We start from the raw sequence: 20745 nt of genomic DNA on the forward strand, positions 1-20745 counted from the left end.
AATATCGAGTGATTGGCTCAGATAGGGATGTGGGTTTATTGATAGATTTGAGGCAATGCTGTGCCATGGGGAATTTGTTGAATATCCCACTGCGCAATCGCCTGTTGTAGCATAATACGCGGCGTATCCAAGTCGACTGGCGGTTGGTGTAGGGCTTGCAATGCTTGTTGTAATAAAGGTGCCGCTTGGCTTAAATCAAGAGCTTGAGCCATATTCTGTTTTGACAGCTTTTGTCCCTGATTATTCATTGCCAATGGCAAGTGCATGTATTCAAGGCGCGGATAACCCAAAACCTGTCCGAGCCAAATTTGACGTTCGGTATTGTCCAAAAGATCAGCCCCACGTACGACATGGGTCATCCCTTGTAGGTAGTCATCCACCACGACAGCAAGTTGATAATTGATAATGCCGTCACGGCGTTTTAAGACAAAGTCCCCCAAATCCTGTTGCAGATTGGAGCAATGCGTCCCTTGTAAGCGGTCGGTAAAACAAATGTTCTGAGCATCGACTTTAATTCGAATGGCCTGATCCTGAAGAGGAAGGCCAAGATTACGACATGTACCTTGATAGATATGATTCGAACCGAGCATTTTTCGGGTGCATTGACAAGCATAGACCAAGTCTTGGGCATGCAAATGCGCAATGACTTGCTCATAGATTTCGAGGCGGTCTTTTTGGAAAATGATCTCGGTATCTGGTTCGAATTGAAATGCATCAATACAACGTAAAATGTGTTCTTCGCTGCCGGGGAATATACGTGGAATGTCGGTATCTTCGATACGAACGACCCATTGCCCCTGATGGGCACGGGCATCGCAGTAGCTTGCGACTGCTGTAATTAAAGAGCCAAAATGCAAAGGGCCGGTTGGCGATGGCGCAAACCGACCCACGTAATGCTCTGCAACTTTCCCTCCCTTTTTTAAAGGGAGGGCTAGAGAGGAATTACTCAACACAGAATTAACCGTTATTTTGCTTCTCTTTGATTTCTGCAAGTGTTTTGCAGTCGATACATAAAGTTGCTGTTGGACGTGCTTCTAGGCGACGTAAGCCAATTTCGATACCACACGTTTCACAGAAGCCGTAGTCGTCATTTTTGATCGCTTCAATTGATTGTTCAATTTTACGGATCAGTTTACGTTCACGGTCACGTGTACGAAGTTCAATCGCAAATTCTTCTTCTTGCGTTGCACGGTCGTTCACATCTGGAAGCGCAGTATTTTCGTCTTGCATGGTATTCAAAGTACGGTCTACTTCTGACATTAACTCAGCTTTCCACGCCAATAAGATGTGGCGGAAATGCTCAAGTTGCCCTTCAGACATGTATTCTTCATTCTTTTTAGGCTGATAAGGTTCAATACCAAATAAGCTTGCAGTAGAACCACCTTCAGTCGCCTTTGGCTTTGATTTGCGCACGCGTTTGGTAGACTTTTCGTCTACTACATCAGTTTGTTCGTCTAAGACTTGATTTTGGTTGTCATTCGCCATGTAGGGCATTCCTCATCATATGCATATATCTATACGCAAAAAATATGGTGATATGCAAGTTTTTTATCCACCCAACACAGAGTTTCCTTCTGTGGGGGTCGTCATCATATAGACTTTTTCTGCTTATTGATAGTCTTTGATGTTTGGATTCTAACTATCACTTTTCCTTTAGAAGCCATAAAGTAAAGCAAAAAAATCAAATTGAAAAGTTAATAACCTGAAATTTCAACATTAATTTGAGGTTGTTTCAATTTGACCCGAACAACTTCAGTTTTAAATTCACCATTATCATTCAGATAGAGTGCACGATACCCTGGTAAAGCCTCATCTAAGGCAAAATTTTCACTATGTGGTTTGAACTGAACACTGGTCGAAGGCGTCGATAAAAACTGAATATTGCGCCATTGATTAGACGAGTCTTGATGTACGTGTCCGCATAGTACAATTTTGACATTGTCATGGCGTGAAAGCACATCTATGAGATGTTCAGCGTTCTTTAGTTTATGCTGATCTATCCAATGCGATTGCATGGCAAAAGGGTGGTGGTGGCATGCCACAATGATGTGTTGCTGTTGGTGTGCTGTGAGTAACTGATCTAATTGTTCCAACTGCTGTTGTGATACCCAACCATCCACTTTTCCTTTAACCGCACTGTTCAGTAAAATCAGACACCAATTGCCTAATGCGATGCAGTGAGCACGATCTTCCTGTTGATGAAATGGGAAGCAAGACGCTTCGTCATGGTTCCCCGGAATCTGATAAAACGGAAACGGCTGCTGTTGCATATATTCGAGATAACGCGCATAGGTACGCTCTACCGGCACTTGTGCAAGATCGCCAGTATGGACAAGCGTATCGATGTGATGATGGTTCAACTGAATTTGTTGAATCACATCGTGAAAACTTTGCTCTGGATTCATGCGGACAAATTCAAGATCTTCCTGATCCATTAAATGTGTGTCCGAGATCTGGATCAGTGTCCAGTCGTATTGTGGTGTATCCCTTAAAGTCATGTCCTTCCCCTTAGACATTCCTTGTAGTATGTATTTGTTGTTGTAACCATTGCAAGGCCATAATGACAGGTGCATTTTTTAGCCGACCATTGGTTAATAATTCAGGAATATCAGCATAATCTAAGATATGCAATTGAATATTCTCTCCTTCATCAGGCATGCCAAAGACTCCGCCATGTTCAGGAAGTTCAGCTTCAGCACTATAAAGGTGGAATAATTCCGCGCAGGCACCCGCAGAGGGATAAAAACTAAATAAATGCTGTAGTGCATCTAATTCACAGCCTGATTCTTCCAAACTTTCACGGCGGATGCAGCTTTCAGCAGATTCATCACCATCGAGCACGCCGGCAATAATCTCTAGTTGCCATGGCGAAGTTTCATCATCAATCGCCCCAATGCGGAATTGTTCAATTAAGGCAAATTTTTGTTGTTGATGACTATAGATCAGCACACCTGCTGCTTCAGGACGATGAATCAATTCACGCTGAATGGTTGGAATCATGCTGTCTTGATGGAATAAGCGGTGTCGAAGCTGAACTTTTTCAACTTGAATAAAGCCTTTATAAAGATGTTCACGCCCTTCAATGCTGTAATCTTTTTTGTTATATGTGGCCTGTTTAATAATATTCATAAGCGCTAATTAGGATGAAATCTTCCATTTCATCCTAACCGAGATTTTGTTGAATACAAAAGATTTTTTTTAAGCTTTACACTTTATGGTACAACTTTTGACCATGTTCATGATAGGCCGCTTTCATGCTTTGTAAACCTGTCTCAATTTCAGGATTAGATTCTGAAGAAAGCTGCATATCTTGCTGATTTTTTGCATAATCTCTCACATTTTGTGTGATTTTCATCGAGCAAAATTTAGGTCCACACATTGAACAAAAATGGGCCGATTTATGTGCTTCTTTCGGCATAGTTTCATCATGCATGCTGCGTGCTGTATCAGGGTCTAAGCTCAGATTAAATTGGTCTTCCCAGCGGAATTCAAAGCGTGCTTTCGATAATGCATTATCACGGGCCTGCGCACCAGGATGACCTTTAGCAAGGTCTGCGGCATGGGCTGCAATTTTGTAGGTGATAATGCCATCTTTGACGTCTTTTTTATCTGGTAGACCAAGGTGCTCTTTCGGGGTCACATAACACAGCATCGCGGTGCCGTACCAACCAATCATTGCCGCACCAATCGCAGAGGTAATGTGGTCATAGCCCGGGGCAATATCGGTGGTGAGCGGCCCAAGCGTATAGAAAGGCGCTTCTTTGCAAACCTCGAGTTGTAGATCCATATTTTCTTTGATCATGTGCATTGGGACATGGCCTGGGCCTTCAATCATGACTTGTACATCATGTTCCCATGCCCGGTGAGTCAATTCACCTAAGGTGCGTAATTCACTAAATTGAGCTTCATCGTTGGCATCTTGAATACACCCCGGACGTAAACCATCACCTAAACTGAATGACACATCATAGGCTTTCATGATTTCGCAGATTTCATCAAAATGCGTATACAGGAAGTTTTCTTCATGATGCGCTAAGCACCACTGCGCCATGATGGATCCGCCACGTGACACAATACCAGTTAAACGGTTGGCGGTGAGTGGAACATAACGAAGCAGCACGCCTGCGTGAATCGTAAAGTAATCGACACCTTGCTCGGCTTGTTCAATCAGTGTGTCTTTGAAAATTTCCCAGGTTAAGTCCTCTGCGACACCGTCAACTTTTTCTAAAGCTTGGTAAATCGGCACGGTGCCAATCGGTACAGGTGAGTTGCGAATAATCCATTCGCGGGTCTCATGGATATTTTTACCTGTCGATAAATCCATGATGGTGTCAGCGCCCCAACGAGTTGCCCAAGTCATTTTTGCCACTTCTTCATCGATGCTTGAACCAAGTGCTGAGTTACCAATGTTGGCATTGATTTTCACCAAAAAGTTACGACCAATAATCATCGGTTCACATTCAGGGTGGTTAATGTTGGCAGGGATAATGGCACGACCTTCAGCCACTTCTTGACGTACAAATTCTGGGGTGATTTCAGTTAAATTGCGTGCGCCAAAATTTTGACCGGCATGTTGGCGCATATCAACACCTTCACGCTGGCGCTGATTTTCACGAATCGCAATGTATTCCATTTCAGGGGTGATGATACCTTGTTTGGCATAGTGCATTTGAGACACATTGTGTCCACGACGAGCGCGACGGGGTTTTGAAATATGCGCAAAACGAATCTCTGCAGTACGAATATCTCGAAGACGCTCTTGTCCAAATTTTGAAGTTAAGGTATCGAGTATTTCCGTATCATTTCGTGACTCAATCCAAGATTCACGGACATTAGGTAGACCTTGATTCAGGTCAATTTGAATATTGGGGTCGGTATAAGCACCAGAGGTGTCATAGACCATAATGGGTAGATTTTTTTCTCCACCCAGACCTGTAGGCGTATCTGTAAGGCTGATCTCACGCATTGGTACGCGAATATCAGGACGTGAGCCTTGGATATAGACTTTCTTTGACGCGGGGAGAATACGAGTGAGATCTTTAGCATCTTGTTCATGTTGAGCAGCGCGATCTGAAGCGGTGAGATTCGTTAATTGGTTCATTGCAATGATCCTTATGAATGACATCAACGAATCAAGCACGACCAAAAACGTGGCAGTTTATCTGATGGATTCACCTGAAAATAAAGGCGTAAAACCAAGAGATAAGAAGGGCTTAAGTTTTTAGATGGCTTGATTCCTACGCAGGTATTAACCTGATCAGGTTCAACGGTACTCATCCTTAAATTTAGCGAACTAAATTTAGATGATCTCAGCAGGAAATTACCTGCGCTCCGTCAAGCTTTGTGCGGATATTAGCATGAAGGCTGTTTTAAAACAGTGTTATTTTTCATCGATTTTCAAGTGCAGAATTTTGGCTAGGCCCGTGTGCAATTGAACTTGCATTGGCTAAGTAGAGGACTGATTTACACAGATGGCGTCACTAAAACAGTCTTTCTTATAATGCGGATCAGGATTGCGGACACCAATTAAATTCAACAGCTGTGCTTCTGATCGCTGATTAGATGCAGCAGTATTTTGATCTAATAATTTTAAAAATAAACGCGCCTGATCTGCCAATTTGGAGTTTTTTAATTGAGCCAAGCGTTCAATTTCTTCTAAAGAACTGGCTTGAATACTGAGGCGGTCTGAAAAATCATTGGAAACTGGACTGTGTGCCGAACCAATAAATAACAACTGGCTATATTGATATAGCAATTGTTGTGCATCTTTTTTGTAGGGGCTATCTGGATATTGTTTGAGATAGTCTTCCCAAAAAATTGCACGTGTCGCAATCTCTTGCGGCTCAATGGCTAAACTTTGTTGCAGCAAGGCGGGTTGTGCATTTTGTTCAGCCAGTTTTTCAATGAAGACCTGCTCAGATTCTTCCATATAAGGCGCAAAAATTTTGGCTAAATATTCAGGACTGCGGCGATAGCGTAATTGTCCTTCACCTGCATCGAACAACTCCACATAAGCTTGGCCTTTATGTTTCAGTAAATACTGATCTCGGGCAGTGAGCTGCTCATAATGATTTTGTTGAATGGTGGGATGCTGAGCCATATCAAAGGCAAATTGTTCGAACGCCATTTGCTGTTGAGCTGTACGTTCAACATGTAAAAAGTTGCGATACATTTGATTGGACAAACGCAGTAATTTTTTTTGTTCGTCCGCTTTTAATAGCGGTAAGCAGACTTTGAGATCTTGGTTGATTTGTTCTAAAGCGAAAGTTGTTCGTTGATCGTCTATTTCCAGCATGTTTTTTTCAAGTTTTTTGCACAGCAAAGACAAATCGACTGCTTCTTTTTGAACAGTCTTATTGTTGGGAAACTCTGGTGCAGGTTGAGGTTCAGGCTGTTGTTGGCATCCATTCAACATACTGAAACATAAAAACATTGCACTAAACTTTGCAGGCAGCTGAAAAAATTTTGACACAGGAACTCGATGCGCTATAGAAGTGGTATTGTCCGATAGAATGTCGACTATTTTATAGATGAAACACGTGCAATATGTGTACTATTGTACAGTTCTTTGTTATAGCGTTGTGAGTAGTGTCTGAAAACGACTGAAATTATCCGGTTTTGTCGCATTTGATATAAAAAATTAATAAAAATCATACGGAAATTTGCAAGGATATGATTAGTATCTGCTTAGTTTTAGGCTTGAATATTCAATCTCGGGTATTTGAATATTAGGAATTTACAAAAAAAATGAACAAAAAAGTTGTGGTGGGTCTTTGTTTGCTTTTCACGAGTCAATGGGCGTGTGCGCTAGATCTTGTGCAAGCTTATGAACGTGCAAAACAAGAAGACCCCAATTGGCAAGCCAATAAACTACAATATGAAGCGGATAAATTGAATTTGGGGATTGCCAATGGGAACTTACTCCCGACGGTAACAATCTCCGGAAATGTGACCCGAAAAAATCAAAATTCCAACCAAAGCGGCGCTCAAGCCGGGCTGATCATGCCAGACAGCACCACAACAAGACAAATTGCGCTTACTGCTCGTCAGCCCATTTTTCGTTGGGATGCATGGGAAGGGCTGAAGCAAGTCAAGACCTCGATTAATTTAAGTGAAATCAATCTGCGGATTCAAAAACAAGATCATATTTTAAATGTCTCTGAAGCTTATTTTAATGTCCTACGTCAGCAAGCATTGACGGTTGCCAACTTACAAGAAGAACAGGCGCTATCTGAACAGCTGCGCATGATGAATGCTAAATTAAAAGAAGGTTTGGTGGCAAAAAGTGATGTCAGTGAAGCCAATGCTCAATATCAAAATGCTCGGGCCAACCGCATGGCGACCAATGTTCAATTGGTTTTGGCGCAGGAACAATTACAACAGTTGATTGGGCCATATCGAGAAAATTTGGCGGTGTTACGTGAAGATTTTCAGTTTGAAAAACCGATTCCAAACAATGTACAAGCGTGGGAAGAACTGGCTCAGGAGCAGAACTTAGGCATTTTACAAGCGCGTATGCAACAACGTTATGCGGAAGATGGCAAACGCGTCGAAAAAGCTGCCTTATATCCTCAGATTGAAGCGGTAGGGACCTATGGTTATAACAAGCAAAGTCCACAATCCATCATGTCGCAAGATGGTCAATTTGATCAGGTGGGGATTGAAATGAACTGGAATGTGTTTAATGGCGGACGGACACAGAAATCCATTAAGCAAGCGGCGATCAATGTTGAAAAAAGCCAAGCACAGGTGGATGCAGCAATTCGAAAAGCACAAACCGATGTAAAAAAATCATATATGCAAGTCGAAACGGATCAAAGTAAATTACAGGCACGTAAAGCCGCGATGGATTCTTCCGCGCAAGTGTCGTTGGCCTCACAAGCCCAGTACCAAGAAGGTCTGAAAACTATGGTTGATGTGCTACTGGCACAGCGTAATGCCTTTTCAGCCCGTCAAGATTATTTAAATTCCAAGTACGATTATTTAATACATGTATTACAACTCAAAGCCTCCGTTGGGAAATTAACGGAAGCTGATTTAGTGGAAATGAATGCATGGTTGGTCGATCAGAAAAATCAGCCATCGATCCTACTAAAGAAATAATCCATGGTCATAAAAGTTTCACAATCAATATGCTTTAATATGGCACTAAAATCTGCCGATTCACGTTGTAGTGGAGACTCGCTTTGCCTAATAATCCTGTTTTAAACCATCACATTTCTTCGCAATTCAATGAAGAGTTGCAGGATGTGCATACCAAATTTATGACCATGGGTGGTTTGGTGGAGCAGCAGGTTGCAAATGCCATTCATGCCTTATTGGATACAGATGCAACGATGGCGATCGATGTTCAATTTCAAGACAATACGGTGAACCGTATGGAAACTGAAATTGATGAAGCGCTTACCCTGATTTTGGCGCGCCGTCATCCTGCTGCGATTGATCTACGCATGGTGATTGCGATGTCGAAAGCCAACACCGATTTAGAACGGATTGGTGATGAAGCGGCAAAAATTGCCCGTATTGCACAAAGCTTGTGTGAAGAGGGTGGTTCACCGCGTGGTTATATGGAAACACGGCATATTGGCAACCAAGTCCGGGTGATGATTCATGATGCGCTCGATGCCTTTGCACGTTTGGATGTAGATCAGGCTTTACGTGTTCTTTTGGCCGATGCTGATATTGACCGCGAGTACCAATCGGCAACCCGTACCCTCATGACGTATATGATAGAAGATCCACGGCACATTACTCGGGTGATGAATGTACTTTGGGTGCTGCGTTCACTTGAACGTATTGGTGACCATGCTCGAAATATCTCTGAACAAGTGATTTATATGGTGAAAGGTCTAGATGTCCGTCACACCAGTGTTGAAGAAATTGAGCAAAAAGTTCAGCGTTAATTGAATAAAACAAATATGAACGAAGCCCATCAAACGATGGGCTTTTTTCGGTCTAAAATTAACTATGTGTTTCTTCGTCTTCCTCAAAAGTACGGGCAATTTTGTCAATATTTAAACTTTTCGCCATCGCATCGAAGATTTGCTTATAAGCACCTTCTTGATGGTACAAATCATGATGCTCCCCGTGTTCTACGATTTGTCCGTCTTTCATCACATAGGTGTAATCAGCATCGATAATTTGCGACAAACTATGCGAAATCATGATAACGGTACGCCCTTGCTTAATTTGATCCAGACTATTTTTAATTTGTTCAGCCGCGATAGCATCTAAACTTGCAGTCGGTTCATCCAAAAAAATAATCGGCGGATTTTTTAGGAACATACGTGCCAAGGCAATGCGCTGTTGCTGTCCACCTGAAAGCAGTAAGGCATCTGCTTCATAGGCATGTGGTAGTTTTAAGATCTGATCATGGATCGAGGCTTTCCGTGCTGCATCGAAGACTTCTTGCTCTGTAGCTGTACTTTTGCCATAGCGAATATTTTCAAAAATTGAACCTGGAAAAATATGATTTTTTTGCAATACCAAACCAATATTTTCACGTAAATACTGTGTATCAATCTGTTCTAAATCGATGCCATCGAGTTTGATATTGCCCGCTTGAGGATGATAAAACTTATCCAGTAAGCTAATTAATGTCGATTTACCAGCCCCAGATAAACCAACCAAGGCGGTAATTTTGTTTGGTTGGATGGTCAGATTGATACGGTGCAGTGCCTGAAAACCATTGGGATAGCTAAAGTCGACATTGCTTAATTCAAACTGACCTTGAATCGGAGGTTGAGCAGTGCCACTGGTTTCAATTTCATGATCCGCTTCTAAGATGTTAAAGAAGCTTTCCGAATAAATCATCGCAGAGTTAATTTCATCATAGATACGATGCAGCGAGCGAATCGGGGCAGAGACATTATTAAATAACAACACGTGATACATAATCATCCCGATACTCATTTGCCCATCCAAAACAAAATAGGCTGTCAGAATGATGATCAGTACCACACCGACCTGTTCAATAAAGGTTTTGAGTCCGTCAAAGATATAACTGGTTTGCCGTGTCTGCATCTGGTTTTCAGTCAGCGACTTTTGCAGATTTAATTGCTTTTTCGATTCGACGGCTTCTTTGTTAAAAGATTTAATGACCGTTATCGAATTGATAATACTCAGAATACCCTGATTTTTCTTTTCAAAATTATCGCGTAGGGCACGGCGTTTGCCTGCCAGTTTTTGTGATTGTTTGAAGGTCAGCCAAAAATAAATCGGCACAATAATTGTGGCCACCACGCCAACCCAAACATTGGCATAATACATTAAGCCCAGTGCAATAATCGCACTGGTAAAAAGCGGTAAAATATCAATAAAAAAGATTTGAACCAGTCGTGTGAGCGAGCTAACCCCCCGATCAATTCGAGTTTGGAGTTTGCCTGCTTGGTTGTCTTGTTGATCGAAGAATGCCAATCGATAGGTGATAAATTTTTCAATAATGCCTTGGGACAAATCCTGAGAAATTAAAATACGTAATTTTTCACCAAACGATTTTTGTCCAAATTGCACGATGGCATTGATGACTTCTTTTCCCAGTAAAACTACGGTGATGGTGATTAATATATGCCAACCATTGGCTAGACCGAGGCCTTGCTGTAAAAGCTGATTGATGCTGTCTACGGCATATTTGAGTGTCAGGGCATTCACCTGTGCCGTGAGTGAGCCAATTAAGGTCAAGATCAGCGTCACGACCACCAGCCAGCGGTATGGCTGTACGAATGGACGTAATTTTTGGAAAAGCTGCCACAAGTTCATAAGCAATTATTTTTATTGTGAATATGAGCTTTAGTCTAAGACTGAAAATTCTATGCGACAAGTAATGACAATGTTTTGATTTGTGACGAGAGTTTTTCGGCTAAGATATTTTTTAAATGTGCTCACGACATCAGCATCACGCTGCTGTGCCAAACAGTGTTGAGTTGAACCGATGAATTTTGAATTATTTACGCCTGAACCGCATGCAAATCTGTTGCCCTATGATGGTGAAGTTGAAGATTATGGATTGATCTTCAATGCTGAAGACAGTGAAAAATATTTACGCTATTTCCTCACGCATTTGGCTTGGCAGCATGATGAAGTCATTTTGCATGGACAGTATTTTCAAACGGAACGAAAAGTGGTTTGGTATGGAGATGCTCATTATGAGTATCACTATTCAGGCATGCAAAAGCAGGCATTGATCTGGAATCCAGCTTTACTGCGCTTAAAGAAATATATTGAGCAACGGGTGGGTCAGACGTTTAATTCCTGTTTGGCCAATTTATACGAAAATGGTACGCAAGCGGTGGGGTGGCATAGTGATGATGAGCCATCTTTGCTTTCACCCACACAGCAGGTGGTGATCGCATCTTTGAGTTTTGGTGCAAGCCGAAAGTTTTGCTTTAAACATAAAAGCACTCAAGAGAAAGTACAGCTTTTACTGCAAAGTGGACAGTTGATTGTGATGCGTGGGAAAACCCAACGGTATTGGAAACATGCCCTAATGAAGTCGATGAAAGTGACCGAGCCGAGGGTGAATTTAACCTTTCGTTATTTCTATGATCAACAGCCGTAAAAAAAGCCCATATCTAGATGAGCTTTTTTCTTTCTCTGAGGAAGAGTATAGCGACAATCAACTGAAATCATGGAACACATGGTTGAGATGACTGCTAAAGAACAATAATCATATTATGATAATTTATCTAATATTTATAATTAATAAATTCAATTAATAATATAAATTTATCAGATTAATTAAATATCATCTTTACAACATCGCATCAGTTGTGCGCAATCTGATCAGATTTAAATGGCGTCCGATTCTTCCATCATACTGCTGTATTTTTTCTCAATACGCGCTGTACAGTCTTGCATCATTTCTACGACTTTTTGAAAATTCATAAATTCAAAACGATTTTTAGACGCCAATAGGGTCAAAGCAAGCGGGGGTTCTTTACTGGAAAATTTAATCGGAATCGATAAGCTCGACATATTCGGGTCAACTTCACCATTGGAAAAATAGTAACCCTGCTTTTTAATCTTTTTCATTTGCTGCATAAATTCTTCTTCATTATGCGCAAAACCAACTTGTGATAACTCGTCCGCAAAACGGTGGTAATAATCTAAAATCCGTTGCTTAGGTAACTGCGACAAAATCACTTTAGACGATGAGCCTTTGTACATCGGACGCGGGCTACCTCGACCATAAGCCAAGGCTGCATAGTCTTTATACAGTTCATGATGTACATCAATACATGAGTCGATATTCAGATGCGTCAATAAGCAACAAGACTCTGTGCGTTCCACAATTTCTTTCATGAAGGGAATGCTAATTTGCACCAATGGATCGGTGGTGCGAGAAATAAAATCAAGCACAGCAATTTTTGAACCCAGTGTGTAATCGCCAGAAGTCCCACTGAGGCGCTGCAATAATTCAGCAGAAACCAGTTCTTTTAAATAGCGATAGCTCGTTGGTTTAGATAAGCCTAATTCTTCACTAATAATGTCGACATTGATGATGGGACGAGCAACTGAAAATAAGTCGAGTACGGTGAGAATTTTACCAAAACTGGAAAGCGCCATAAGAACCTGCTTGGTCACAATAAAAATGAATCGTTAAGTTACTTTATAACAAATTGCTCGGCCTGATGTTGCGCTTTTCTACACTGGAAATGAAACAAATCTGAAATATCACAGGGTTTCTTGGGTTATTCTGATAAAAGCATAATAAAAAATTGAAATACGCATTTAAAATATAGGTAAATTATCAAAATAAGATATTGATATTGACTTTAATTTGTTTTTTAGCAAAATTGTTGTGAAAATATCTTATATTGAATAAATATTGCCCATTCTTTCGATGCGCAGGCAATGTTGCACACTACTTTTTGTATTCAAATAGTTTGAAACACGATTTGAATCGCTTCTTTACTTATTGAAATTTCTAGTCATTCCTGTGCCGTGATACAGGTTGTGCTGTCGAATGTTTAAGCATTCGATACGAGGCCGTTTTCACTAAAAAGAAGCAAACCGACGAGATCAATCATGCTGCTGACGAAACAAATACTCGCTTTTCGGCCCAATAAAATGGACTGGATTTTTGCGACCAAAACGTTCATCGCGGGCATGTTGGCATTGTATGTAGCCTTTGTACTGAATTTGGCTTATCCGATTTGGGCAATTGGCACCGTTTTCGTGATCGCGAATCCATATTCAGGGATGACGTCTTCAAAAAGTTTGTATCGTGTATTAGGAACATTCTTAGGGGCGGCTGTGTCAGTGGTGGCACTGCCACATCTTATTCATATGCCAGTACTGTTTACGGTTTTTTTGGCTGTTTGGGTTGGGTTTTGCTTGTATTTGTCACTGCTAGACCGTACGCCTCGTAGTTATGTTTCCATGTTGGCGGGTTATACCACGGTCATTATCTGTTTTAACGTGGTGTATTTTATTGATACCGCTTCGATTTTTGATATGGCCTTGGGGCGTTTTCTCGAAATTACGGTGGGTGTGGTATGTAGTGCCATCGTGACTACGACATTATTTCCAATGCATATTGGTCCTGCAGTCGAAACACGGGTGAGCAAAACCTTTGCCGATACCAAAGAAATTTTTGATCAGATTTTATTAGAGCCTGCCGAACTAGAAAATTATTCAAAAAATCTCGGCAATATTGCACGAGATATCGCGGATATACATGTCATGGCGGTGCATTTGTCATATGAAAAATCCACCTTAAAAGGCATGACACGTCCGTTGCAGGAAATCTTGCATCAGTTGAGTTTGTTGGTCAGTAACTTGGTGGCCATGTCTGAACGGATGAAACAATTAGACGGTCTGGACACACATTATCGGACGGCACTCAAGCAAGCCCATGAACATATTGCCGCGTTTTTATTAGATCAACATCAGATTGAGGAAAGTGAACTTAATCAATTACCTGAACAATTTGAGCAAGATTTTCAACACATTCAGACACAGGCATTGCCATCACAGCAGGTGATTTTGGGTAGTCTAAAAATGGATATTCGCCATTTTATTCAGAATATCCGTGCGATTCGCTTGCTTTGGCAGCGGGTACAGCAAGGCGACTCCACTTTACCAACCACACTGACCGCCTTGAGCAATAGTCATTATCCGACTTTGCACCGAGATGCGGGGGTTGCTATTCGTGGCGGAGTGTCTGCGTGTCTGATTATTTTAATTTCTACGGGTTTTTGGATTGTGAGTGGTTGGAAAGCTGGATTTATGATGGCTGAAATGGCTGCGATCAGTGCCTGTATTTTAACGGCAATGGATAACCCTGTTCCTGCATTGAAAATGTTTATTCGCGCCAATATGTATGCGGCTTTCATGGTGTTTATCTACGCCTATGGCATTTTCCCGCATGTGACCGCTTTTTGGCAGTTGATCGTGGTGTTAGCACCGTTTGTGATGTTCTGTCTGATGCTATTTTTACATCCACCTTTGATTGGAATTAGCTTGCCATTACTGATGGGGGCGATTATGGGACTGAATATTCAAAACCGCTTTAGCCTCGATCAGGTGTTTTTCTTTGATGCATCGATTGGGACGGTTTTGGGACCCATTATTTCGGTGTTTATTATTCATTTAGTGCGTGCGATGTCACCAGATATGACGGCCCAACGCATACTTTCACAGCATTACAAGGCACTGCGTCAGGCTTTATATCTGCCGTACGGCTTACCGTTTCGGGTGCATTTACGCAGTATGTTGGACCGAATCGGCATCCTAAATAGCAAAATGGTGCAATCAGGGAACTTGAAACAACAGATCGAGTGGGCTTTGGTGGAAGCCAGTGCGGTGATTGATTTGACCCGCTTGCAAGAACTCATGAATAAACTCGATCCGAATGATGCACTAGTCAGCGAACTCGAAGAGTTACAACAAGATTTAGATGACTATTTTCGTGCCATGGAACAAGGGCAAAATAATGTGTATATGAGCTTGAAACAGCAAATTGTAGAGCGAATTCAACGATTGAATCAGGCCGTTCAGGGTATTGAAAACGACGATGTTATGCATCGAATTCAGTATTCACTGAACAATATTCAAAGCAGTTTGTGTCATGTTCTAACACAGCAGACTCCAAATCATTTACAGGTCGAGGCACAACATGGGTGAGCTAAATGTATATGGCATTTATGTGCCCATTCTATTGATTCAAGCGGTATTGGCCTATCTGTTATTGCGGGTCATCATGCGTTTGCTTGACCGATGGATGGCGCAAGATTGGGTGCCGATGCCCAATATTTTTTATTTGGGTGTATTTGTGATGTTGCTTTGGCTGGTGCATGAAATCTTTATTTTCTGCCAGTTCTAAGCCCCTAAAAAAATGAAATGATTGAGGTAATCGTATGACCAATTTGAATGTCCGAAAATATGTTCGGCCTGTATTGCTAATAATTGTGCTATGTGGCGCATTACTTGCGCTAAAACATATTTGGGAATATTACAATTCGGAACCTTGGACGCGTGATGGACGGGTACGTGGTGACGTGATTCAAGTGTCATCGGATGTTTCAGGTTTGGTCACAGACGTTTTGGTTCAAGACAACCAACAAGTGAAAAAAGGCCAAGTGTTATTTCGTATAGATGTGGCACGTCAAGCCTTGGATGTTGAGCAAGCCAAAGCAGGACTGGCAGGGGCTGAAGCACAGCTTGCTGAAGCCAAAGCCAATCTAGTGAAGTCACAAGCCAATATCAATCTTGCAGATAAAAATGCAAATCGTTATGCAAGTTTGATGGACGGTGCGATTTCAAAACAAGAACAAGATCAAATGTTTGCAGTGCGTGATCAATCACATGCAGAGCATGAGCAAACTCAGGCAGCGATTGAACAAGCCAAAGCCAGTGTGGTGCAGCAAAAAGCCCTAATTGAAGCAGCGAATAGCAGTTTGCATTTGGCTGAGTTGAATTTAAAACGTTCGGAAGTGGTTGCACCAACAGATGGAACTTTGTCTAACTTTGAACTCAAAGCAGGGAATTACGTCAAAGTAGGACAAGCCGTGGCGGCTTTAATTGATCGTCAACAATTGTATGTTGTGGGATATTTTGAAGAAACCAAACTGGATAAAATCTATGTTGGCGCACCTGCAACAATCCAACTGATGGGAAGTTCTGAAGTTTATAAAGGCCATGTACAAGGCGTTGCCACAGGGATTGAAGACCGTGAACGTACGTCGACTGATGGTTTGCTTGCTAATGTTAATCCAACCTTTAGTTGGGTCCGTTTGGCACAGCGTGTACCAGTGAAAATTGTACTGGATGAAGTGCCGCATGATCAGTTGGCTTTTGTCGCAGGTCGAACCACTACGATTCATATTGTGGATAAAAACTAAGTTATCCCCAATCATTTCATTTGCGCAGCATTGAGTGATCAATCTTGCGCATAAAAAAGCATCCTCTTTTGGATGCTTTTTTATTTGCCTGTTTGTTGAAAGCGCTTAAGGTTTTAGCCCGACTGGATTTCGATACCAACTTTCAATAAACAATGCTGCAGCAAGGCTGTCGGCAGAAAGATTCTTCGCACGGCCTTGGGCTTGATAATGATCTAATTCATCACGCGCTTCACGTGTCGTTAAGCGTTCATCGACCATCAAGGTTTCAATATTGGTTTGGTGGCGAAGGCGTCGTGCAAATTTACGCGCACGTGTGGAGAGTTCAGACTCGCTATCATCCATATTGAGCGGTAGACCCACGATGAACAAATCCGGCTGATACTGTTTCACAATCTTGAGTAGATTATCCCAATTGGGAATGCCATCTTTCATGGGAAAGAGTGGCAGGGGATTTGCACTTTCAATCAAGGCTTGTCCCACAGCCATTCCTGTTTTTTGTGTGCCAAAGTCAAAGGCCATAATCATTTGATATTGTGGTAAATCAGGCATGTCCAATCTCAGATGATAACCACGTGCGGTCTACGCCCATTTTTTTATAGGCAGCGTCCCAGCGGTCGTCATAAGGTAAGTTAAATATTAAATCCATGTCTGAGTCACAAATGAGCCAATCACCCCGAGCAATTTCTTCTTCTAATTGGCTTTTACCCCAACTGGCATAGCCTAGAGCCACCTGATAACGACCAACACCTTCATTGTGTGCAATCGCATCTAAAATATCTTTAGACGTGGTAATGCAGACATTTTCACCTACAGCAATAGATGAATGCCATGTCGGTTGACCGGTATGAAGAACAAAACCTGCCTCTGGGCGCAAAGGACCACCTTGCAACACTTCATGAGGATGCACATTATCTGCCTCAATTTCCAAATCATTCAATAGTTCTTTGATCTGCAAGCCAGAAGGACGATTAATAATGATGCCTTGAGCGCCATCTTCATCATGTCGCGCTAAATAAATCACCGTATTGGCAAAGAATTCATCGTTCATTTCGGGTGGAGCAATCAGGCAGCGGTGTGTGAGGTATTGTTTAGTCACCTAATGGCTTCTCCTTATTGGGGTAAGTTTCATTCTTGGGGTGAATTGCATTCGAATAACGTTGTATTTATCAACATACTAGACTCACAAGTTTTCAACAATGAGTTTTTCCGCAAATTCAATATTTGTCATGCACGACCGGTGAGGGACATGCTAAAAATCTTCATCGTGCAGGCAGGTCTGCAATGTGGTGAATTGTGAAGCGATGATTGGTGATTTGAACAACAGCAGTACAAAAGTGAGGAGAAGATATACGTGATGGATGATAAGGATTGCTTAAAATAGCAGGATAAACTGAGGGTAAAACAATGACACATTTTTCAAAAATAATAGGGATGGCACTCTGTGCAAGCCTACCTATTTCAGGCTTTGCAGGAAGCGCTGACTTACAAAAACATGAATCTCAGGTGATTAAAAAATATAAAAACTTAAATTTTTATGAGGTCAATGAAGCGATAGAACGTGAAATTGTGGATGTCATTGCGGCAGATCCGAGCAGTTTTCACTACGGATTTACGCAACTCGAAAAGCAAGGTTTTGTTCATGTGCAATATTCACCAGATAAAAAACTTAAATTTTATAGTTTTGATGTGTCTGGCGGAGGCACCATGGGGGAGTGGAGCAGCTATGTGCAATATGCAACGGGAAAAACGCAACATTTAGATCAATTTGACTCAGGCTATATCAATCAAATTTTGCCGGTCAACATCCAAAATAAAACCGTATATTTGGTGAAGAGTTATTATAAAGGTGATAATTGCAGTGGACTACATCATTTAAGAGCTGTTGAAGTTGGACCAAAACAGTTACTTAAATCTTATGTATTTCAAACTAAGCAAAAGAAACTAGATCAAATCTCGGTAGATTATGACTGCCATTATGAAACCGATCGTCGTAGCGGTAATGAATATCTCAAAATCAGTCCGAAACACGTGGATGTTATGTTACTCAATCAACAACATCAGCCGCAGTATAAATATTTACGCTATAGCTTAGGCTCGAAAGCCTTTGTGTATCAGGGGATTGTCAAATAGTGTATTTAAGAAAAAAGCCTGTGTACTTTGAATACACAGGCTTTTTTGAAAGCATCAAAAATTAACTATGTTGAAATTTTAATTGTCGCAACTGTTTTGCGTGTTGTAAGGTCGTTTGACTAATCTCCACACCACCAGTCATTCGAGCCAGCTCTTGGATCCGATCATCTTCTTCTAATTCGATAATGATACTGCTTGCAGGATCCGTTTGACGTTTTTTCACCAACAAGTGCTGATCGGATTGTGCTGCAACTTGCGCTTGATGCGTGATACATAGAATTTGAACATGCTGCGCCAAATCAGCCAACAAACGCCCGACAATTTCTGCCGTTCCGCCACTGATCCCGACATCAATTTCATCAAAGACTAACACTTCGGATTCGGTTTTTTCAGCATTCATCACTTGCATGACTAAGGCGATACGTGACAATTCACCCCCCGATGCCACGCGTGCTAGAGGCTGAGCAGGAATCCCTTTGTTGGCTGTGAATAACAGCTGAATAAAGCTTAAACCTTCACTCGAAACATGTTCAAGCGGTTCAAATTTAAATTCAAAATGTGCTTCTGGGAGCGCGAGCTGCTTCACTTGTTCGGTCAATTGCTTCGCCAATGGGGTAGACGCTTCACGACGAATATCATCCAAATGCTGTGCTTTGGCTAAAAAGTCTTGATGAGAAACCTCAACTTGTTCTGCCAACGTTTCAGGATCTTCCAGCTGATGCAGTTGCTCTAACTCAAGTTGCCATGCTTCGTATTCTTGTTTTAAATCTTCAGGCTGAGTACGATATTTACGCGCTAAGCGATGAAAAACTTCCAGTTTGGTATTTAATTCGTCCATACGTTCAGGATCAAAACTTTGACGATCAATAAACTGACGTAAATTTGCGGTGGCATCTTCAATTTCACTTTGAGCGTTCAGTAGCGACGTATAAATTTCAGAAAGTTGTTCACTACGTCCTGCATGCGATTCAATCCGACGAATGATCGCGCCCATTTCTTGATTGATATTTTGCTCGGCGTCATCGAGGGCATTTAGACCATAGCTACAATCTTGCATGATATGTTCATGATGACTGAGACGGTCAAATTCTTGCTCGATTTCTTTGTAGTCCGTTTGCACAAGGTCTTCAAGTTCTTCCAATTGAAGTTCAAGCGTTTCTATCCGTTGCTTACGTGTGGCTTGGGCATCGAGCGCTGCTTGGTGCTGACGAATGTCCTTTTGCCATTTGCTATAGGCATCACGCACGGCTTGAGCAGGCTGATAAAAATTGTAATAGCGATCTAGCCAATGTTTTGGATAAGGCGGTTCCAAGAGTTGTTGTTGGCTGTGTTGGCTATAGAGTTGTACCAATAAGCGGCCAATTTCTTTTAACTCAGATAAGCTGCTCGGACGTCCATTAATCCATGCTTTGCTACGACCTGTTGCAAAAATCACGCGACGTAAATGGATTTCTCCAGACTCATCATCCAGCTCATGTTCTTTGAGCCACAGTGCTTCAGGACTGTGCTCTTGGTAGCTAAAGGTCGCTGTCACATCGGCTTTGTCTGATCCATAGCGCACATAGTTGGTGTCTGTTCGTTCACCTAAACATGCTGATAGTGCGTCTAGCAGCAAAGATTTACCAGCACCTGTTTCACCCGTCAGGACGTTAAAGCCTTGTTCAATGTCGATGGCTAAATGGTCGGCTAATGCAAAATTGATCAGAGTTAAATGTGTCAGCATAAACGCATCCGAGCTGCGAAAAGTTCTAGTTAAAGATAATTAAGTTTTGTTTTGGTCACAAGATAAGTTTTATTTTAAGATGACGAAAAACCTCATAATTCTATCCTAAATTTCAGTTTAATAAGAAATTAGTTTCGTATCTGCCGTAAGCACGCAGTGTAGTGATGCAAAGAGTAAATGATCTTGCATAACGTGAGCTTAAATCATCCAACATTTTGCTAAGTTCTCACAAAACACGTTTGTGTATGTATTCTTGTATCTAATCTAACGTGTTATTGCCTTAAAACGTCATGATTTGGTCTCTTAAATCCGTCCATATAATTCATTATCCATGTATATATCTGTGAAATGATTTTGCAGCGTTTCAATAGACCCTAACTAGGACTTTAGTGGATGAAACAAAAAAGTATTTTGTACAACAGCACAGCTTGTTTTAGACTCTCAATGTTGAGGTGGTGGGATGAAATAGGGGCACATCCAGTACTCAGATTTTTGTAATTATCTATCGCACAGTTTTCAACACAGATTGATTAGTTTTTGCAGCACAAT

The 20745-nt window shown here is 41.6% G+C and carries 18 protein-coding genes and 1 riboswitch; of the genes, 7 read left to right on the forward strand and 11 right to left on the reverse strand.

All coding sequences use genetic code 11. From position 1 onward, the window contains the following. Positions 1-35 precede the first annotated feature (35 nt). The 6 genes from gluQRS to LXF01_RS01190 form a co-directional block, all read right to left on the reverse strand. Entirely contained in the window at positions 36-953 is a 918-nt protein-coding gene (gene gluQRS, locus LXF01_RS01165; protein ID WP_442781348.1) for a tRNA glutamyl-Q(34) synthetase GluQRS, read from the reverse strand. 4 nt (positions 954-957) lie between these two features. Continuing rightward, positions 958-1485, reverse strand: coding sequence for an RNA polymerase-binding protein DksA (dksA, locus tag LXF01_RS01170; RefSeq protein ID WP_078189438.1), 528 nt, complete (start codon positions 1483-1485; stop codon positions 958-960). A gap of 209 nt (positions 1486-1694) precedes the next feature. Next, positions 1695-2498: a 3',5'-cyclic-AMP phosphodiesterase gene (cpdA, locus tag LXF01_RS01175; RefSeq protein WP_233944925.1), complete on the reverse strand. Its 804-nt coding sequence runs from the start codon at positions 2496-2498 to the stop codon at positions 1695-1697. Positions 2499-2508: 10 nt separating this feature from the next. Further along, a complete protein-coding gene (locus tag LXF01_RS01180) occupies positions 2509-3129 on the reverse strand; it encodes an NUDIX domain-containing protein (protein WP_078192575.1) in 621 nt (206 codons plus the stop codon). A gap of 76 nt (positions 3130-3205) precedes the next feature. After that, complete coding sequence (gene thiC / locus LXF01_RS01185; RefSeq protein WP_078189435.1) at positions 3206-5101, reverse strand: phosphomethylpyrimidine synthase ThiC; 1896 nt, start codon at positions 5099-5101, stop codon at positions 3206-3208. Between the two features lie 116 nt (positions 5102-5217). Beyond that, positions 5218-5344: riboswitch (TPP riboswitch) on the reverse strand. 102 nt (positions 5345-5446) lie between these two features. Further along, positions 5447-6433 (reverse strand): hypothetical protein, encoded by a 987-nt coding sequence (locus tag LXF01_RS01190; protein ID WP_180004716.1) that lies wholly within the window; start codon positions 6431-6433, stop codon positions 5447-5449. Positions 6434-6747: 314 nt separating this feature from the next. Between LXF01_RS01190 and LXF01_RS01195 the strand changes: the two genes are divergently transcribed. Both LXF01_RS01195 and phoU read left to right on the forward strand, forming a co-directional pair. Beyond that, positions 6748-8103, forward strand: a complete 1356-nt coding sequence (locus LXF01_RS01195) for a TolC family outer membrane protein (protein ID WP_180116046.1) — start codon at positions 6748-6750, stop codon at positions 8101-8103. A gap of 83 nt (positions 8104-8186) precedes the next feature. Next, positions 8187-8903: a phosphate signaling complex protein PhoU gene (phoU, locus tag LXF01_RS01200; RefSeq protein WP_078189433.1), complete on the forward strand. Its 717-nt coding sequence runs from the start codon at positions 8187-8189 to the stop codon at positions 8901-8903. A 58-nt stretch (positions 8904-8961) separates the two neighbouring features. Here the strand turns inward: phoU and LXF01_RS01205 are convergent, their stop codons facing one another. Beyond that, positions 8962-10758, reverse strand: a complete 1797-nt coding sequence (locus LXF01_RS01205; protein WP_233944926.1) for an ABC transporter ATP-binding protein — start codon at positions 10756-10758, stop codon at positions 8962-8964. A gap of 172 nt (positions 10759-10930) precedes the next feature. Between LXF01_RS01205 and LXF01_RS01210 the strand changes: the two genes are divergently transcribed. Continuing rightward, complete coding sequence (locus LXF01_RS01210; RefSeq protein ID WP_233944927.1) at positions 10931-11557, forward strand: alpha-ketoglutarate-dependent dioxygenase AlkB family protein; 627 nt, start codon at positions 10931-10933, stop codon at positions 11555-11557. Between the two features lie 230 nt (positions 11558-11787). Here LXF01_RS01210 and LXF01_RS01215 read toward each other — a convergent pair whose 3' ends face one another. Further along, positions 11788-12564: an IclR family transcriptional regulator gene (locus LXF01_RS01215; RefSeq protein WP_078189430.1), complete on the reverse strand. Its 777-nt coding sequence runs from the start codon at positions 12562-12564 to the stop codon at positions 11788-11790. Between the two features lie 462 nt (positions 12565-13026). On the opposite strand from LXF01_RS01215, the gene LXF01_RS01220 reads away from it, so the two are divergent. The 3 genes from LXF01_RS01220 to LXF01_RS01230 are packed head-to-tail and all read left to right on the forward strand — an operon-like array spanning position 13027 to position 16343. Continuing rightward, positions 13027-15126: an FUSC family protein gene (locus tag LXF01_RS01220; protein WP_233944928.1), complete on the forward strand. Its 2100-nt coding sequence runs from the start codon at positions 13027-13029 to the stop codon at positions 15124-15126. After that, positions 15119-15325, forward strand: a complete 207-nt coding sequence (locus LXF01_RS01225) for a DUF1656 domain-containing protein (RefSeq protein WP_180024254.1) — start codon at positions 15119-15121, stop codon at positions 15323-15325. Before LXF01_RS01220 ends, LXF01_RS01225 begins: the two co-directional genes overlap by 8 nt. A gap of 34 nt (positions 15326-15359) precedes the next feature. Then, positions 15360-16343, forward strand: a complete 984-nt coding sequence (locus LXF01_RS01230; protein WP_233944929.1) for an HlyD family secretion protein — start codon at positions 15360-15362, stop codon at positions 16341-16343. A gap of 105 nt (positions 16344-16448) precedes the next feature. Here the strand turns inward: LXF01_RS01230 and ruvX are convergent, their stop codons facing one another. Beyond that, a complete protein-coding gene (ruvX, locus tag LXF01_RS01235; protein WP_078192570.1) occupies positions 16449-16892 on the reverse strand; it encodes a Holliday junction resolvase RuvX in 444 nt (147 codons plus the stop codon). After that, positions 16885-17439, reverse strand: coding sequence for a YqgE/AlgH family protein (locus LXF01_RS01240; RefSeq protein ID WP_180022050.1), 555 nt, complete (start codon positions 17437-17439; stop codon positions 16885-16887). The genes ruvX and LXF01_RS01240 overlap by 8 nt, the downstream gene beginning before the upstream one ends. A 308-nt stretch (positions 17440-17747) precedes the next feature. On the opposite strand from LXF01_RS01240, the gene LXF01_RS01245 reads away from it, so the two are divergent. Beyond that, entirely contained in the window at positions 17748-18473 is a 726-nt protein-coding gene (locus tag LXF01_RS01245) for a hypothetical protein (protein ID WP_162689751.1), read from the forward strand. A gap of 61 nt (positions 18474-18534) precedes the next feature. On the opposite strand, the gene recN is transcribed toward LXF01_RS01245, so the two are convergent. Then, positions 18535-20196 (reverse strand): DNA repair protein RecN, encoded by a 1662-nt coding sequence (gene recN, locus LXF01_RS01250; protein ID WP_180156706.1) that lies wholly within the window; start codon positions 20194-20196, stop codon positions 18535-18537. Positions 20197-20745: the final 549 nt, after the last annotated feature.

It is taken from the genome of Acinetobacter sp. SH20PTE14 (genome assembly GCF_021391555.1).
Taxonomy (GTDB): domain Bacteria; phylum Pseudomonadota; class Gammaproteobacteria; order Pseudomonadales; family Moraxellaceae; genus Acinetobacter; species Acinetobacter amyesii.

Coding starts and splice junctions, on each gene's coding strand:
- LXF01_RS01225 (WP_180024254.1), top strand. CDS start 15,119: ATGGGTGAGCTAAATGTATATGGCATTTATGTGCCCATTCTATTGATT.
- LXF01_RS01245 (WP_162689751.1), top strand. CDS start 17,748: ATGACACATTTTTCAAAAATAATAGGGATGGCACTCTGTGCAAGCCTA.
- LXF01_RS01190 (WP_180004716.1), bottom strand. CDS start 6,433: ATGTTTTTATGTTTCAGTATGTTGAATGGATGCCAACAACAGCCTGAA.
- LXF01_RS01205 (WP_233944926.1), bottom strand. CDS start 10,758: ATGAACTTGTGGCAGCTTTTCCAAAAATTACGTCCATTCGTACAGCCA.
- LXF01_RS01215 (WP_078189430.1), bottom strand. CDS start 12,564: ATGGCGCTTTCCAGTTTTGGTAAAATTCTCACCGTACTCGACTTATTT.
- dksA (WP_078189438.1), bottom strand. CDS start 1,485: ATGGCGAATGACAACCAAAATCAAGTCTTAGACGAACAAACTGATGTA.
- LXF01_RS01180 (WP_078192575.1), bottom strand. CDS start 3,129: ATGAATATTATTAAACAGGCCACATATAACAAAAAAGATTACAGCATT.
- LXF01_RS01195 (WP_180116046.1), top strand. CDS start 6,748: ATGAACAAAAAAGTTGTGGTGGGTCTTTGTTTGCTTTTCACGAGTCAA.
- LXF01_RS01210 (WP_233944927.1), top strand. CDS start 10,931: ATGAATTTTGAATTATTTACGCCTGAACCGCATGCAAATCTGTTGCCC.
- thiC (WP_078189435.1), bottom strand. CDS start 5,101: ATGAACCAATTAACGAATCTCACCGCTTCAGATCGCGCTGCTCAACAT.
- ruvX (WP_078192570.1), bottom strand. CDS start 16,892: ATGCCTGATTTACCACAATATCAAATGATTATGGCCTTTGACTTTGGC.
- recN (WP_180156706.1), bottom strand. CDS start 20,196: ATGCTGACACATTTAACTCTGATCAATTTTGCATTAGCCGACCATTTA.
- LXF01_RS01220 (WP_233944928.1), top strand. CDS start 13,027: ATGCTGCTGACGAAACAAATACTCGCTTTTCGGCCCAATAAAATGGAC.
- LXF01_RS01230 (WP_233944929.1), top strand. CDS start 15,360: ATGACCAATTTGAATGTCCGAAAATATGTTCGGCCTGTATTGCTAATA.
- cpdA (WP_233944925.1), bottom strand. CDS start 2,498: ATGACTTTAAGGGATACACCACAATACGACTGGACACTGATCCAGATC.